Genomic DNA, 14,809 nt, shown 5'->3' on the forward strand with positions numbered 1-14,809 from the left:
TTTGATTCGCAGCTTGCCGCCGAAGGTGTCCGCCGCGCAGTTCGATCGCGCGCTCGCGGGTTGGCGCTCGATTGTCGGCGAGCCGCAGGTCGTGACCTCGGCGGACGGCCTCGCCGCCTATCTCGATCCGTTCGCGCCCGGCGAGCGCGAAGCGTTTTCGGCCAGTGCCGCCGTCTTGCCCGGCTCCGTCGACGAAATTCGCGCGGTGCTGCGCATTGCCAATCAATTTCGCATTCCGCTCTGGACCGTCTCGACCGGACGCAATTTCGCGTATGGCGGCGCGGCGCCGCGTCTCGCCGGTTCGGTCGTGCTCGATCTGCACAGGATGAACCGCATCATCGAAGTGAACGAGGCAATGGCGTACGCGCTGGTCGAGCCAGGTGTGAGTTACTTCGATCTGTATGCGCATCTGCGCGACAAGGGCTATAAGCTGTGGGTCGATCCGCCCGCGGCCGGTTGGGGCAGCGTGGTCGGCAATACGCTCGAGCGTGGCTTCGGCTATACCGCGTACGGCGATCACGCGGCGTCGCAGTGCGGCATGGAAGTGGTGCTGGCCAACGGCGATGTGTTGCGCACGGGGATGGGCGGGATCGACATCGGCACCGCGTGGCAGTTATATCAGCCGGGCTACGGACCCTCGTTCGACGCGATGTTCATGCAGTCGAACTACGGCATCGTCACCAAGCTGGGTGTCTGGCTGATGCCCGCGCCGCCCGCGTATCTGCTGGGTGAAATCCAGTTTAAGCATGAAGCGGATCTCGAACCGATCGTGGAGATATTGCGGCCGTTGCGGCTCGATGAAACGATCCGCAATCACGCGGTGATCGAAGGCGGTTTGCGCCGCGCGGCCGGCTTGTCGGCGCGCGCGCAGTGGTACGACGGACCGGGCGTGATGCCCGAGAGCGCCGTGACCGCGATGCTCGACAAGCTGAACGTGGGCCGCTGGAATCTGCATTTCGCGCTCTACGGCACGCCTGAATCGATCGACGCGCGCCACGCGGTCGTGCAGCGTGCGTTCGCGCGCGTGCCGCAGGCGCGCTTCCTGACGGCGCGCTACGCGGGCGATGCGCAGCCCACGGCGGGCGGCGATCGCAACCTCGCCGGCATTCCGGCGATGAGCGCGTTTCGCATGCTCGACTGGCGCGGCGGCGCGGGTGCGCATGTGGATTTCGCGCCGGTGTGTCCCGCGACAGGGCGCGACGCGTTGCGCCAATACACGATGGTCAAGGCGCGCGCCGCGGAATACGGCTTCGATTACTACGGCGGTTTTACAGCGGGCGTGCGACATCTGCATCACATTTTCGCGGCGATCTTCGACCGTGACGACGCGAACCAGGTCGAGCAGGCCGGCGCGCTATTGCGTTCGCTGATGAGCGACGCGCGCGCGGCGGGCTACGGCGAATATCGCGCGCATCTCGCGTATATGGATTTTGCCGCGGCCCAATACAGCTTCAACGACGGCGCATTGCTGCGGTTCTCGGAAACGATCAAGGACGCGCTCGACCCGAACGGCATTCTCGCGCCGGGCAAGCAGGGCATCTGGCCGGCGGCGTGGCGCGACCGGCGCGGCTACACCTGAGTGCGGGCCGCACGCGCAACCTGACGACTGGAGCGATGAATGGACCGGCGCACTTTCATGATGACCGGCGCTTACCTCTCGACCGCGGCAGGCAGCGCGTGGCCGTGGCTCGCGCATGCGGCGGCGCGTAGCAATACTGTGGCGGTGGTCGACTCCACGCTCGCGTACGGTGCCGCTTTCGCGGGCTATGCCGCACACAGTCAGTTACCCGTGTTCGAAGCCGGCGACGATATCGGCGCGCTCTGGTACACGACACTCGCACCGCTGCTTTGCGCAACGCAGACATCCGCGCCCACGCTCTTATCGGCTTCGCTGATCGGCCTCACGCGCGCGTCCGATTACTTCGTGCTGAACCAACTCGCTAAAAGCGCGGGACATGTGATCGAACACAGTCACGAGCAAAGCGCGGGCTCGGATACGCAGCATGCCCACGTCGCATTTGCGTTCGCCTTCGCGCCGCACGTATTGCCCAAGAGCTAGAATTTGTACGCCTTGTTCTTCGGGTCGAAGGTCGAGTCGTCGAATGTTTTTGGCGTGATGGTTTCGAACACGATCTTCTCGAAGATCTTGCCGTCGTTGTCGTAAGACTCGACGGTGCGGAAATACGGATGCCGCAGATCGAGGCCGAGCGTTTCTTTCTTCGCGTAGAACTGCGGCTGGCCGGTCGGCGTTTCGAAGGTGAAGGCCACCACGCGCACGCCGTCGATCGTTTTGACTTCCACCTGGGTCGAACGCGGCAAGCCGGCCTCGATGTATTTCTTGCCTTCGCTGAGGTACTGGTTCGCAATGTATTCCGTGCCGAGATCGCGCACCTGATGGTTCGATTGCGCACGGGCGAGGGCGCCGTTCAGCGACGTCCACACCGGCATCACATTCATGATGCCGCCCAGATGCCCATACATTTCATCGGTCCGTTTGGACTCGTCGTAGATGATTTCCTGGCCGGCGCGGGCGCCGTCGGGCAGCCACTTTGCATAGATGCGCAGCGGGTCGTGCGCGACGCGCACCAGCATATGATCGGGCTTGTCGGGCCATTGGCCGTGAATGCGTTCCGAACGCGCCATCGTGAACTCGTACGACGGATAGCCGTTCGGTCCTTCCTTGATATAGCGCGGCAACGCGAGCGGATCGAGCGACTGGAACAGCGCGACCAGTTGCGCGTCGCCGAGTTTTTCCAGCGCGCCGCTCTGTTGCGCGGCGCGCAGCCATTTGACCTGCTGATCCAGCGTGAGCTTGCCGACCTGCGAGGACGGCGTGGCCGGCGCCTTGACGGCACTGGCGGTATCGAGCGCGGGCGGCGTGTCGTCGTTTTGTGCGAACGCCGTGGGCGTGGCCAGTGCAGCCGCTCCCGCCATGAGCGCCGCGATCAGCAGTTTGCGCGACCGCACGCTTTGTGATGACACACCGAAGGACGTGAATAAGCTCGCACGCAAACCATCGGTCTGCGGCGAAAAACGGGCGAGGCGCATGAAGGCCGGCGTGCGGCATGAGCGTGCGGACAGGCGGTGCTTCATGAATCTCTCCGAAAGGTGACGCGAAGCGCCTTCCCTGTCAGGCAGGCTTTAGCTTGGCGAGTTCCTCGTCGCGCAGGGCGCGGCGCAGAATCTTGCCGACGTTGGTTTGCGGCAGCTCGTCGCGGAACTCGACGAGTTTCGGCACCTTATAGCCGGTCAGATTCTTGCGGCAATGGGCGATCACCTGTTCCGCCGTCAGAGACGGATTGCGTTTGACGATGAACACCTTCACCCGTTCGCCCTGCGCGGCATCGGGCACGCCGATTGCGGCGACTTCGCGCACGTCCGGATGCGCCGCGATCACGTCTTCGATTTCGTTCGGATAGACGTTGAAGCCCGACACCAAAATCATGTCCTTCTTCCGGTCGATCAGCCGGATGAAGCCGCGCGAATCCATCACGCCGATGTCGCCGGTGGCGAGCCAACCGTCGTCGTCGATCACCTTGGCGGTTTCTTCCGGACGGTTCCAGTAGCCTTTCATCACCTGCGGTCCCTTCACGCACAATTCGCCCGCCTCGCCGATGTTCGCCCAATTGCCGTCGTCCTTCCTGAAACGGACCTGGGTGGATGGCGCGGGCAAACCGATCGAACCTTCGAAGTCGCGCATGTTGGAGAGGTCGACCGGATTCATCGACACGATCGGCGAGCATTCTGTGAGTCCATAGCCTTCGATGATCGGTTTGCCCGTCACCGCCTTGAAGCGCTCGGCCACCGACTTCTGCGTCGCCATGCCGCCCGCCATCGCGAGCTTGAGATCGGAGAAGTCGCGCTTGCAGAACTCTTCGTTTTCGAGGAAAGCGTTATAGAGCGTGTTCACGGCGGTCATGCCGGTGAATTTCTCGTGACGGATGATCATCATCACGCGCTTCATGTCGCGCGGATTGGCGATCAGAATATTGCGCCCGCCGAGCCCCATGAAGATCAGCGCGTTCACCGTCAACGAATAGATGTGATAGAGCGGCAGCGGCGTGAGCACCGTTTCGGCGTCGCCGGTCAGTTGACCTTCAGACCACGCCTTCGCCTGCAGCAGATTGGCGATGATGTTCTTATGCGTGAGCATCGCGCCCTTGGCGACGCCGGTCGTGCCGCCCGTGTACTGCAGGAACGCGATGTCGTCGTGAGTGGGGTGCACGGGCGTCAGCGGGCGCGAGTAGCCAGTCGAGAGCGCTTCGAGCAGCGGCACCGCCTGGGGCAGGTTGTACGCTGGCACCATCTTCTTCACGTGCCGCAGCATGAAATTGAGCAGACGTCCCTTCAGATTCAGGCCGTCGGCAAGCAGATCGCCCAAACCCGTCACGATCACGTTCTGTATCCTGGTGCCGGGCAGTGCGTCTTCGACCGTCTTCGCGAAGTTCTCGAACACGATGATGGTTTGCGCGCCGCTGTCCTTCAACTGATGCGCGAGTTCACGCACCGTATAGAGCGGATTCACGTTGACCACCACGCCGCCGGCCTTCAGTATGCCGAACAGCGACACCGGGTACTGGAACGTATTCGGCAACATGATCGCGACGCGCTCGCCCGGCTTCACGCCGAGGCTTTGCAGATACGCGGCGAACGCGGTGGCCTTGCGGCCGAGTTCGCCGTAGGTCAGGCTCGCGCCCACGCTCACATACGCGACACGCTCGCGGAACCGCGCGATGCATTCGTCGAAGAACTGCACGACCGATTCGTATTGCGTGACGTCGATCTCATGCGGCACGTCCGCCGGATACGACGCGTACCAGATGCCGTCGGTGTTCGGCGCGTGGTGCGGCGCCCGAGCCTGCATGGCGGCGGGCGCCGGGCCCGCTGTGTTCGGCGCCGCGGCTCCGCTGGCAAGCGGAAGCGGGGCTTGAGTGGGTTCGGTCATGGTCGTCTCCAGAAGCTGTGGCTTCATCTGTTTGTGTGCTGGTCTTGCGGCCAGTCATCGAAGCAATCCACGCGAGTGTGGCAGCGTGTGAAGCAAAAGCATGCGGCGAAGCAAACACTGGAACGCATGCAATGCTCAGCGTTCCAGAATCGCGACCACCCCCTGGCCGCCCGCCGCGCAGATCGAAATCAGCCCGCGCGCGGTGCCGGCTGGTTTGTCGAGTTGCGCGAGCATTTTCGCGAGGCCGGCGACGATGCGTCCACCCGTCGCCGCGAACGGATGGCCCGTGGCGAGTGAACTGCCGTTCACGTTCAATTTTGTCCGGTCGATCGCGCCGAGCGGGCCCGGCAAGCCCAGTTGCGTGCGGCAATACTCGTCATCCTGCCACGCCGCGAGCGTGCACAACACCTGGGCGGCAAATGCTTCGTGGATTTCGTACAGGTCGAAGTCCTGCAACGTGAGCCCGGCGCGCGCCAGCATGCGCGGCACGGCGTAGGCGGGCGCCATCAGCAGGCCTTCCTTCTTGTCGAAGAAGTCGACGGCGGCGGTCTCGGACCAGCTCAGGTACGCGAGCACCGGCAGTCCATGACGCGCGGCCCATTCTTCGCTCGCGAGCAGCACGGCGGAAGCGCCGTCGGTGAGCGGCGTCGAATTGCCGGCGGTCAGCGTGCCGGCGTCGCGGTCGAACACCGGCTCCAGGCTCGCAAGTTTTTCGAGCGTGAGATCGGAGCGCAGATTGTTGTCGCGCGTGAGACCCGCGTACGGCGTCATCAGATCGTTGACGAAGCCGCGCGCGTAGGCCTCATTGAGCTTGCGGTGGCTGTCGTAAGCGAGCACGTCCTGCGCCTCGCGCGAGATGTTCCAGCGCTTGGCCATCAGCTCGCAATGCTCGCCCATCGAAAGGCCCGTACGCGGTTCGCCGTTGCGCGGCAGAAGCGGCTTGAAAAACATGCCGGGCCGCAGCTTGGTCAGCGCGCCGACGCGTTCTCCGGTGCTCTTGCCGCGATTGGCTTCGAGCAGAATTTTGCGCATCCGCTCGTTGACGCCGATCGGCGCATCGGATGTCGTATCGACGCCGCCCGCAATGCCCACTTCGATCTGCCGCAAGGCGATCTTGTTGGCGACGAGAATCGCGGCTTCGAGCCCGGTGCCGCAGGCCTGCTGCACGTCGTAAGCGGGCGTTTCCTTGGCGAGCGTGGTGGACAGCACGGATTCGCGCGTCAGATTAAAGTCGCGCGAATGCTTGATGACGGCGCCCGCGGCGACTTCGCCCAGACGTTCGCCGTGCAGGTTGTAGCGGTCGATCAGGCCTTGCAGCGTGAAGGTCAGCATGTCCTGATTCGACGCGGTCGCGTAGGCGGTGTTCGAGCGGGCAAACGGAATCCGGTTGCCCCCGACGATGGCGACTCGGCGTACGGCTGGCAGCGGGTTGGACATGCTCGGCTCCTTCGGGTCGTTCGCTGGTTATTGAATGATGCGAATGGTGCAAATCGTGTGACGGTTCATGGCGACGCTCCTGCTCCAACAACGATTTCATCCACCCTGAATTCCACTACTAGACGCACGCCGCGCGCGCCTCATTGCAGCCTCCATCGCATGCGGCCGCGCAAATGCGGCTTCTGCCCGGCGATGTCGCGCACTTCGATATCGCGTTCGATCAGCGAAGGCGACGCGCTCCACAGCGACGCTTCGCCGGGCAGCAGCATCGGCAGTTTGAATTCGGCGCTGAGCGTGGCTTCCGCGAGCGGCTTCGGCGGCTGCAACGCGGAGGCGGCACGCGCCAGCGTCCACATGCCATGTGCAATTGCGCGCGGAAAGCCGAAGGCCTTCGCGGAAAGCGCGGTCAGATGGATCGGGTTGTAGTCGCCGGACACGCTCGCGTAGTCGCGGCCCAGTTGCGACGCGAGCTGCCAGCGTGCAATGCGTTGCAGCGCTTCGGGGCGAAGTTCGAGCGGATCGAGCACGCTGCCGCTCGCCGGCACGCCGCGTTTCAGATAGACGCTGTCGCCGTCCCAGACCGCTTCGCCGCGCCGGTACATGCGGGTGTGTAGCACGAACGCCTGGCCTTTGTCGTGACGCAGCAGCGCGCCGAATTCCACCTCGACGCGCAGCATGTCCTTGTAGGCGAGCGGCCGGCGCAGGCGCACATGGTTGGCCAGATGAACCAGGCCGAGCGCCGGCCACGGAAACGCCGGGTCGGTCAGCATCAGCAGATGCAAGGGAAAGGCGAGCAGGTGCGGATACGTGAGCGGCACGCCATGCTCGGGGATGAAACCGCACACGCGCGCGTAACGCCAGATCGGCCCCGGGTCGAGCGGGACGGCGGGGCGCACCAAACGCAGCGGAGGCAGATGCGTCTCGCGCCCGCGTTTGACGATGCCGGACACCGCGCGCGCATAGAGCTTCGCGGGCGCGGGCAAGGTGTCGATCACGACGGTCTTGGGCCGCACCGCGTCCTGCCGCGCCGTGTTCGATAGTTGACTGCCGCCGAACGGATCACCGGGCTCACCCATGGTCACGCTCCAATCAGGCTTTGTCCGCACACGCGCACGATCTGGCCGCTCACGCCGGCCGATCCCGGATGCGCGAGCCACGCGATGGTCTGCGCGACGTCGACCGGCTGGCCGGCCTGGCTCATCGAATTCATGCGGCGGCCGGCTTCGCGAATCGCGAGCGGAATCTTCGCGGTCATCTGCGTTTCGATGAAGCCGGGCGCGACCGCGTTGATCGTGATGCCGCGTGCGCGCAGATGCGGCGCCATGCTTTGCACGCGGCCGATCACGCCGGCCTTCGAGGTGGCGTAATTGGTCTGGCCGAGATTGCCGGCAATGCCGCTGATCGACGACACGCCGATGATCCGGCCGCCGTCGCGCAGGATGCCGGCGGCGAGCAGGGCGTCGTCGATCCGCTCCTGCGCGGACAGGTTGATGTCGATCACGCTTTGCCACGCGACGTCGGTCATCTTCGCGATGGTTTTGTCCTTCGTGATGCCGGCGTTGTGCACGACGATATCCACGCCCTGTTCGTCGAGCGCGGCGGCGATCTGCGCGGGCGCTTCGGGCGCGGCGATATCGAAGGCGAGGGCGGTGCCGTTCAACTGACGCATGGTTGCGTCGAGCGCGTCGCGCGCTGTTGGGATGTCGATGCCGATCACGTGCGCGCCTTCGGCCGCCAGCACGCTCGCAATCGAGGCGCCGATGCCGCGCGCCGCACCGGTCACGACCGCGCGCCGGCCCGCGAGCGGCTGCCGCCAGTCGAACGCGGGCGTGGCATCGCCGCTTGTGGCTGAGCTAGCGGCGGCGATGCGCACGGCCTGGCCCGACACGTATGCCGAGCGCGGCGACAGAAAGAACCGCAACGTCGCTTCCACGCGGTTCTCGGCGCCTTGCTCCACATACACGAGATTTGCAGTGATGCCGCGCCGCGCTTCCTTGCCGAGCGAACGCGTGAAGCCTTCGAGCGCGCGTTGCGCGGTCCACTGACGCGGCGTCGCGCAGCTTTCCGGCGGCCGTCCCAGCACGATGATGCGCCCGCACTTGCCGAGCGAGCGCAGCGTGTCGTGGAAGAAGCCGTGCAACGGTTCGAGCTGGGTACTGTCTTCAATACCGCTCGCGTCGAACAGCAGGGCTGCGAGTTTGCCTTGCGAGCCGGGGTCGGCCGGTTCGAAACGCCCTGTCATGAGACCGTGACGGTTGGCGAGCGGTACCCACAAGCCGGCACTTGCATGCGCGACGCTCGTCACGCCGATGCTTGCCACGAGTGTCGCCAGCGCGTCGAGCAGATGCGGTTCGCGGCCCGCGCCGAGCGCCACCAGTCCGCCGAATTCGGGCTGGTCCGCGCGATAGCGGCGCAGCACCTCTGGCTTGGGCAGGCCGAGCGAACGCGCAAGGCGCGCGCCGAACGGCGAGTTGACGAAGTTCAGGTAAGAGTCGTTCATATTATTAGTCGCTCCGCTGGCCACGCCGCGAGGTTGCCCCCCCGGGAGACGCCTCGAAGGAAATCTCCCCGAGGGGCGTCGAACGTGTGTCAGTGTGCACCGAGTTCGGCGCCCGCGGCGCGCCTTGCCCGGATGTTTTTTTAAGCCGGCGCCGAACTCAGGCCGCGAGCCCCAGCGCCTTTTCCAGCGTCTCCTTGCGCTTTTGCAGATTGGCGAGCATGTCGAAGTCGGCGGGGAAGTCGTCCACCTTCACGACTTGCGCGCCGTAACGCGCGTAGTCGTCGAGCACGCGCCGGTCGTCGGCGTCGATCAGGCCTTTCTTCTGCGCCGCGTCGGTCCAGGCAGCCAGTTGCGGCAGGCTCTGCGGCATCGGTTCGAGCAGGCCTTGCTTGGCCGCGTCGCGCAGCTTCTGCTCGATCTGCGTGAAGCGCGGGTTCAGCTCGAACACCAGCTCGCCGTAGCCGAGCGCGTCGACATGCGGATGCGGCACGTATGAATCGGACAGCAGACGATTGCGCGCGTCGCCCGGCGTTTGCATCAGTTCGGCGATCTCGCTGCCGAGTTGGTCGGACGGCTCGCGGTAGGGCAATCCGAACGGGAACGCGAGCACGCGCACGAGACCGGCGGCGAGGCGGTTCGGATAGTTGGCGAGCACGCCGTCGAGCGCGTGCTGCGCCTTGTACAGCGAATCCTCGACACCCCAGCGGACCAGCGGCAGGTCTTCTTGCTGACGGCCTTCGTCTTCGAAACGCTTGAGCGTGGCGGAGATCAGATAAAGCTGGGACAGCACGTCGCCCAGACGCGCTGAGATGCGCTCGCGGCGTTTCAGATCGCCGCCGAGCACGAACATCGAGACATCGGCGAGCAGTGCGAACGCGGTGGACAGGCGGGTGGCCGCGCGGTAGTACGCATGCAGCGGCGCGTGGGCCGTGCGCGGTTTGGCGATGAAGGCGCCGCCCGTTACGCCATAAACGAAACTGCGCACCACGTTGGAGAGCGTGAAGCTGACGTGGCCGAAGAACGCCTCGTCGAAATCGCGCAGCGCCCTGGCGTGGTCCGTTTCGCGCGTGGCGGCCATTTCCTTCAGCACATACGGATGACAGCGAATCGCGCCCTGGCCGAAGATGATCAGGCAACGCGTGAGAATGTTGGCGCCTTCCACGGTGATCGAGATCGGCACCTGCTGATAGGCGCGCGCGAGAAAGTTCGACGGCCCCATGCAGATGCCCTTGCCGGCGGTGATATCCATGCCGTCGTTGATGACCATGCGGGCGCGCTCGGTGATGTGATACTTCGCGATCGCCGAGATCACTGAAGGCTTTTCGCCGAGGTCCACCGCGTGCGCCGACAGGCGGCGCGCGGCGTCCATCACGTACAGGTTGCCGCCCATGCGGCCGAGCGCTTCCTGCACGCCCTCGAACTTGCCGACGGCGGTGCGGAACTGGCGGCGAACCGCGGCGTAGGCGCCGGTGCCGCGCACAGCGATCTTCGCCATGCCCACATTCGACGACGGCAGCGAAATCGCCCGGCCCGCCGCGAGACATTCCATCAGCATGCGCCAGCCGTTGCCGACCTGCGCGCGCCCGCCGATCACCCAGTCGAGCGGAATGAACACGTCCTTGCCCGAGTTCGGGCCGTTCTGGAACACGGCATTGAGCGGCCAGTGACGGCGGCCGATGTTCACGCCCGGATGGTCGGTCGGAATCAGCGCGCAGGTGATGCCGGGTTCGTCCTCCGTGCCCAGCAGATGGTCGGGATCGAGCGCGCGAAAGGCGAGGCCGAGCACGGTCGCAATCGGGCCGAGCGTGATGTAGCGCTTGTCCCACGTGACGCGAAAGCCGAGTGTCTCGCGGCCTTCGAACGTCCCCTTGCACACGATGCCGACGTCCGGAATCGCCGCCGCGTCGGAACCGGCGTAGGGGCTCGTCAATGCGAAGCAGGGGATTTCCTCGCCGCGTGCGAGGCGCGGCAGGTAGTGGTTTTTCTGCTCGTCGGTGCCGTAGTGCAACAGCAGTTCGGCGGGGCCGAGCGAATTCGGCACCATCACCGAAACGGCGGCGGCCGAGCAGCGCGTGGCGAGCTTCATGATGACCTGCGAATGCGCGTAGGCGGAGAACTGCTTGCCGCCGTACTGCTTCGGAATGATCATGCCGAGAAAGCCGCGTTCCTTGATGTACTGCCAGGTTTGCGGCGACAGGTCCTGCCAGACCATGGTGGTTTCCCAGTCGTTCGCGAGATCGCAGAGTTGCTCGCATTCGACGTCGAGGAACGACTGTTCTTCCGCCGTCAGCGTGGCGGGACCGTAGCCGAGCAACGAGTCCCAATGCGGGCGGCCCGAGAACAGTTCGGCGTCCCACCAGACCGTGCCGGCTTCGATCGCGTCGCGCTCGGTCGGCGACATCTCCGGCAGGATCTTGCGGAAGATGTCGAGCACGGGCTTGGCAAGCCACGTGCGGCGCAGCGGTTTAAGCGCGAGCACGAGGGCAGGGAGGACGAATACGATGGCGAGCAGCGTCGTGGCCACCGCACCCGCGGCTCCGCTGACATGCGCGGCCGCCACCCACACGATCATGAAGGCAAGCCACCATGCCGCGCGCGCCTGAACGTAGACGAGCGCGAACGCGGCAATGACGAGTACCAGGATGAACCACGGCATGACGTTTCCTCCTCTTTCGATGGTGCGAGCGAACGCGTCCACGTAGGGCGGATGGTTCGCGTTCTATTGATTTTCTGCCTCATGCTCGCGCTGCCTCGCCGCGCGTGCTGCATTTGCTTTTGCGCGTCGTATATGCCGTTCGACAGCGCGGCGTCGCTTAGGTGCGGGACTTAGACGTGCTGCTCAGGTATGCGGCGTTCATGGTGGTCGGCTGCCTTCTTGCTGAGTGTTGACGGAGTACTTGTTGCCTGTCTGGCGCTGACCGGTAGTGTAGGCATTGCCGGTCGATTACGGGTTCGAAGCTGCGGCATGCTTACTATTGCGCGGGTTGCCTGCACGGTGCGGTAGTGATCCGTCTGCCCGCTCTCACGGGCGCCGCGTGCGGGTGACGGCTCATGACGGCGCGCTGCCCGCCGCGCTCGATCGTTAAGCTGTGCGGTGAAATGCGTGCTGACGCGAACCTGCTTCCATGTCGCCGTCACGATGTTCACCTTCCGATACGGCCGGTGAGGGCGACTCCGATCCGCCTCCAGTGTGTGCCGCGCTCGTGCCTTCCGCGCCGCCGTCTCCGGCGCACTCCGTGCCGCCGTCGCTGGCATCGCCGAGTACCGCGGCGAACGCGGCGAGTTGTGTGCCGTCGGGCAACGGCGCCTTGAGCGCGGCCACCATCAGCGAGGCGAGGCGTGCGATGAGTTGCAGGTCGTTCATCGACTTGCCCTGCGAGAACTCGGAAATCAGGCTGTCCGTGTCGGTGCCGGCCAGCACGCCCGACAGCGCGCCGATCGCGAAGTGCAGACGCCAGCCGAGTTCCTCGCGCGGCAGATGCGGCAACGCGCGCTGGAACGCGTCGAAAAAACGCACCGCTACTGAGGCGTAGTGCCCGTTGAGAAAGTCGCGAATGAACGACGACGGATCGGTATAAGCGCGGCCGAGCAAACGCAGAAACGCCTTGCCGCCGACGCGCGGATCGCGCGACAGGCGCAGCGCCGGAATGAACATCGCGCCGAGCACGTGCTCGCAGGTCAGGCGCTCGCCGAGCAAGGTGTCGAAGCGATCGAGCAGCTTGAGCCGCTCCTGGTTGAGGTGGTCGAGGCGGCGCGACAGCATCGAGTGAATCAGCGATTCCTTGCTGCCGAAGTGATAGTTCACTGCCGCAAGATTGACTTCGGCGCGCGAAGTAATCTGGCGCAACGACATGGCCTCATAGCCGCATTCGATAAAGAGTGTTTCAGCGGCGTCGAGGATGCGGGACTTGGTGTCGCCGGCATGCCGGCCTGTTGTGCGAACTGCCATATCGCGTCTCCCAGTTACCGGGCGTCCGGCCCGCAAACAAGCAATTCAAATGCTTATTTGAAACGGCTGTTTTTTTCAGGATAAGAAGAAATGAGGTGTGCGATCAAGGGGTCACAGTCGACTAACTCCTCTAGAAGACCTGATGAAGGTAGACTTTCCCTGCTCGCGGCGCGTCAAACCGCGTGGAAATAAAAAAGGCCGTTCCGATGGAAATCGGAACGGCCTCGTGTTGCTCGCTACCTTGTTTGGCCTTGCTGCTATTTGCTCACGCGTGCTCTGCGTCGCGCGGCGGTTCGCGCCGCCTTTGCGCCTATTGTTCCCGATAACGCGTCGGCAAAATAGCTGTTTGGTTCGAACGCTTAAACCCGTGCCGCAACCTGCTTGGCCGACTGTGTCATGTCGATGCCGCGGCGCTCGCGGCTGAACGGAATCAGCGCGGCAATCACCACTGCCACGATACCGATCACGACCGCCATGATGAGCGCGTAGTTGTTGCCGTGCGCTTCGGCGGCGCTCGCCTGCAACGGTCCGTTCACCGACGCGATCAGATTGCCGAGCTGATACACGAGACCGGGGAACGTCGCGCGAATTTCATCGGGCGAGATTTCGTTCAGGTGCACCGGAATCACCCCCCATGCGCCCTGCACGGAGATCTGCATCAGGAAGGCGCCCACCGCGAGCAGCACCGGCGTGGTCGAGAAGGCCCACAGCGGCAGCACCGGCAACGCGATCAACGCCGCAATGAAGATCGCGCGCTTGCGGCCGATCTTTTCCGACAATGCGCCGAAGAACAGGCCGCCGCAAATCGCGCCGATGTTCAGCACGATCGTGATCCACGACACCGTGTGCGCGTCGAACTGATGCTGCACGCGCAGGAAAGTCGGATACAGATCTTGTGAGCCGTGCGAGAAGAAATTGAACGCGGTCATCAGAATGATCGCGTACAGCGACAGCTTGACGTTCTGCCTGAGCGTCGCGACGAGACCCGGACGCGCTTTCTTTTCGAGCGTCTTGAAGGCCGGCGATTCCGGCACATGCGCCCGCACATACAGCACGAGCAACGCCGGCAGTACGCCGACGAAGAACATGCCGCGCCAGCCGATGTACTGATAGAACACGCCGAACACGACCGAGGCGAGCAGATAGCCGCTCGGATAGCCGGCCTGCAGCAGACCCGAGACGATGCCGCGCGACTTCGGCGGCACGGTTTCCATGGTCAGTGCGCCGCCGACGCCCCATTCGCCGCCCATCGCGATGCCGAACAGCGCGCGCAGCACGAGCAGAGTGGCCAGGTTCGGCGAAAAGCCGGACAGCAATTCCAGCAGGGAGAAACACGCGATGTTGACCATCAGCGTGGGTCGGCGGCCGTACTTGTCGGCGAGCCAGCCGAAAATCAATGCGCCGAGCGGACGCATCACCAAGGTCAGCATGATGCCGAAGGCGACTTCGGGGATTTTTGTATTGAACTCCGCCGCAATATCTTTCAATACGAACACCATTAGAAAGAAATCGAATGCGTCGAGTGTCCAGCCCAGATAGGCAGCGATCGTGACGTTTCTCTGTTCCCGTGTCCAACTCATTGATTGTTCTCCTGGTTCTCCAATCACCCGTGTTTGACGACAGGTGGCTCCGCAGCCCCGCACGCCCCGTGGCATGGGCTTCGAGCGAGTGTACGCCGACTGTTAAACGCTTGCATGAATGAACGCGCGTTTATCCGTATTAATCCCTGGAGCGGATTTCATGCTGCGCGCGCTTTATGTTGGGTAAATGTAATTATTGTATTAATGGTGTGTGCGATTCAGTTTGTTATTTGTAATCTATTTCGGATGTGATTTTCTTGTGATCCGGTCATTTTGAGTTTAGGTGATTCGCCTATCCGTAGAAGTGACGCTCGCGGAATTCCAGTTGGCGGCGGTGCGGGCCCGCGGGTATAACAGCGGCTCGCGGCATTTCGTGCCGCGCATACAAGGGAGACCAA

At 64.0% G+C, this 14,809-nt stretch carries 10 protein-coding genes; 2 read left to right on the forward strand and 8 right to left on the reverse strand.

Annotation, left to right across the window (positions count from 1 at the left end; genetic code table 11):
* The first annotated feature begins 1 nt into the window (after nucleotide 1).
* Nucleotides 2-1,579 carry an FAD-binding oxidoreductase gene (locus P0D80_RS01605; protein WP_408175749.1) on the forward strand — a complete coding sequence of 526 codons (1,578 nt, stop codon included), beginning with the start codon at nucleotides 2-4 and terminating at the stop codon, nucleotides 1,577-1,579.
* A gap of 39 nt (nucleotides 1,580-1,618) precedes the next feature.
* Nucleotides 1,619-2,059: a hypothetical protein gene (locus P0D80_RS01610; protein WP_408280500.1), complete on the forward strand. Its 441-nt coding sequence runs from the start codon at nucleotides 1,619-1,621 to the stop codon at nucleotides 2,057-2,059.
* Here P0D80_RS01610 and P0D80_RS01615 read toward each other — a convergent pair.
* The 8 genes from P0D80_RS01615 to P0D80_RS01650 form a co-directional block, all read right to left on the reverse strand.
* On the reverse strand, nucleotides 2,056-3,093 hold the full coding sequence (locus P0D80_RS01615; protein ID WP_408280503.1) for a DUF1571 domain-containing protein: 1,038 nt from the start codon (nucleotides 3,091-3,093) through the stop codon (nucleotides 2,056-2,058). The genes P0D80_RS01610 and P0D80_RS01615 overlap by 4 nt on opposite strands.
* A 37-nt stretch (nucleotides 3,094-3,130) precedes the next feature.
* Nucleotides 3,131-4,945 (reverse strand): AMP-binding protein, encoded by a 1,815-nt coding sequence (locus P0D80_RS01620; RefSeq protein WP_408280504.1) that lies wholly within the window; start codon nucleotides 4,943-4,945, stop codon nucleotides 3,131-3,133.
* Between the two features lie 135 nt (nucleotides 4,946-5,080).
* Nucleotides 5,081-6,382 carry an acetyl-CoA C-acetyltransferase gene (locus tag P0D80_RS01625; RefSeq protein WP_408280507.1) on the reverse strand — a complete coding sequence of 434 codons (1,302 nt, stop codon included), beginning with the start codon at nucleotides 6,380-6,382 and terminating at the stop codon, nucleotides 5,081-5,083.
* A 140-nt stretch (nucleotides 6,383-6,522) separates the two neighbouring features.
* Nucleotides 6,523-7,458, reverse strand: coding sequence for a MaoC family dehydratase (locus P0D80_RS01630; RefSeq protein ID WP_408280510.1), 936 nt, complete (start codon nucleotides 7,456-7,458; stop codon nucleotides 6,523-6,525).
* Nucleotides 7,459-7,460: 2 nt separating this feature from the next.
* Nucleotides 7,461-8,882 (reverse strand): 3-oxoacyl-ACP reductase, encoded by a 1,422-nt coding sequence (locus P0D80_RS01635; RefSeq protein ID WP_408280513.1) that lies wholly within the window; start codon nucleotides 8,880-8,882, stop codon nucleotides 7,461-7,463.
* 157 nt (nucleotides 8,883-9,039) lie between these two features.
* Nucleotides 9,040-11,538: an acyl-CoA dehydrogenase gene (locus tag P0D80_RS01640; RefSeq protein WP_408280516.1), complete on the reverse strand. Its 2,499-nt coding sequence runs from the start codon at nucleotides 11,536-11,538 to the stop codon at nucleotides 9,040-9,042.
* A 426-nt stretch (nucleotides 11,539-11,964) separates the two neighbouring features.
* Nucleotides 11,965-12,831 carry a TetR/AcrR family transcriptional regulator gene (locus P0D80_RS01645; RefSeq protein ID WP_408280519.1) on the reverse strand — a complete coding sequence of 289 codons (867 nt, stop codon included), beginning with the start codon at nucleotides 12,829-12,831 and terminating at the stop codon, nucleotides 11,965-11,967.
* A gap of 359 nt (nucleotides 12,832-13,190) precedes the next feature.
* Nucleotides 13,191-14,411: an MFS transporter gene (locus P0D80_RS01650; RefSeq protein ID WP_132374926.1), complete on the reverse strand. Its 1,221-nt coding sequence runs from the start codon at nucleotides 14,409-14,411 to the stop codon at nucleotides 13,191-13,193.
* Nucleotides 14,412-14,809: the final 398 nt, after the last annotated feature.

Origin of the sequence: Paraburkholderia sp. RL17-373-BIF-A (assembly GCF_046030175.1) — a bacterium.
Lineage (GTDB): Bacteria > Pseudomonadota > Gammaproteobacteria > Burkholderiales > Burkholderiaceae > Paraburkholderia.

Excerpts from the sequence above, each read along its gene's own strand:
- P0D80_RS01610 (WP_408280500.1), top strand. The coding sequence starts at position 1,619 with ATGGACCGGCGCACTTTCATGATGACCGGCGCTTACCTCTCGACCGCG.
- P0D80_RS01615 (WP_408280503.1), bottom strand. The coding sequence starts at position 3,093 with ATGAAGCACCGCCTGTCCGCACGCTCATGCCGCACGCCGGCCTTCATG.
- P0D80_RS01620 (WP_408280504.1), bottom strand. The coding sequence starts at position 4,945 with ATGACCGAACCCACTCAAGCCCCGCTTCCGCTTGCCAGCGGAGCCGCG.
- P0D80_RS01625 (WP_408280507.1), bottom strand. The coding sequence starts at position 6,382 with ATGTCCAACCCGCTGCCAGCCGTACGCCGAGTCGCCATCGTCGGGGGC.
- P0D80_RS01630 (WP_408280510.1), bottom strand. The coding sequence starts at position 7,458 with ATGGGTGAGCCCGGTGATCCGTTCGGCGGCAGTCAACTATCGAACACG.
- P0D80_RS01635 (WP_408280513.1), bottom strand. The coding sequence starts at position 8,882 with ATGAACGACTCTTACCTGAACTTCGTCAACTCGCCGTTCGGCGCGCGC.
- P0D80_RS01640 (WP_408280516.1), bottom strand. The coding sequence starts at position 11,538 with ATGCCGTGGTTCATCCTGGTACTCGTCATTGCCGCGTTCGCGCTCGTC.
- P0D80_RS01645 (WP_408280519.1), bottom strand. The coding sequence starts at position 12,831 with ATGGCAGTTCGCACAACAGGCCGGCATGCCGGCGACACCAAGTCCCGC.
- P0D80_RS01650 (WP_132374926.1), bottom strand. The coding sequence starts at position 14,411 with ATGAGTTGGACACGGGAACAGAGAAACGTCACGATCGCTGCCTATCTG.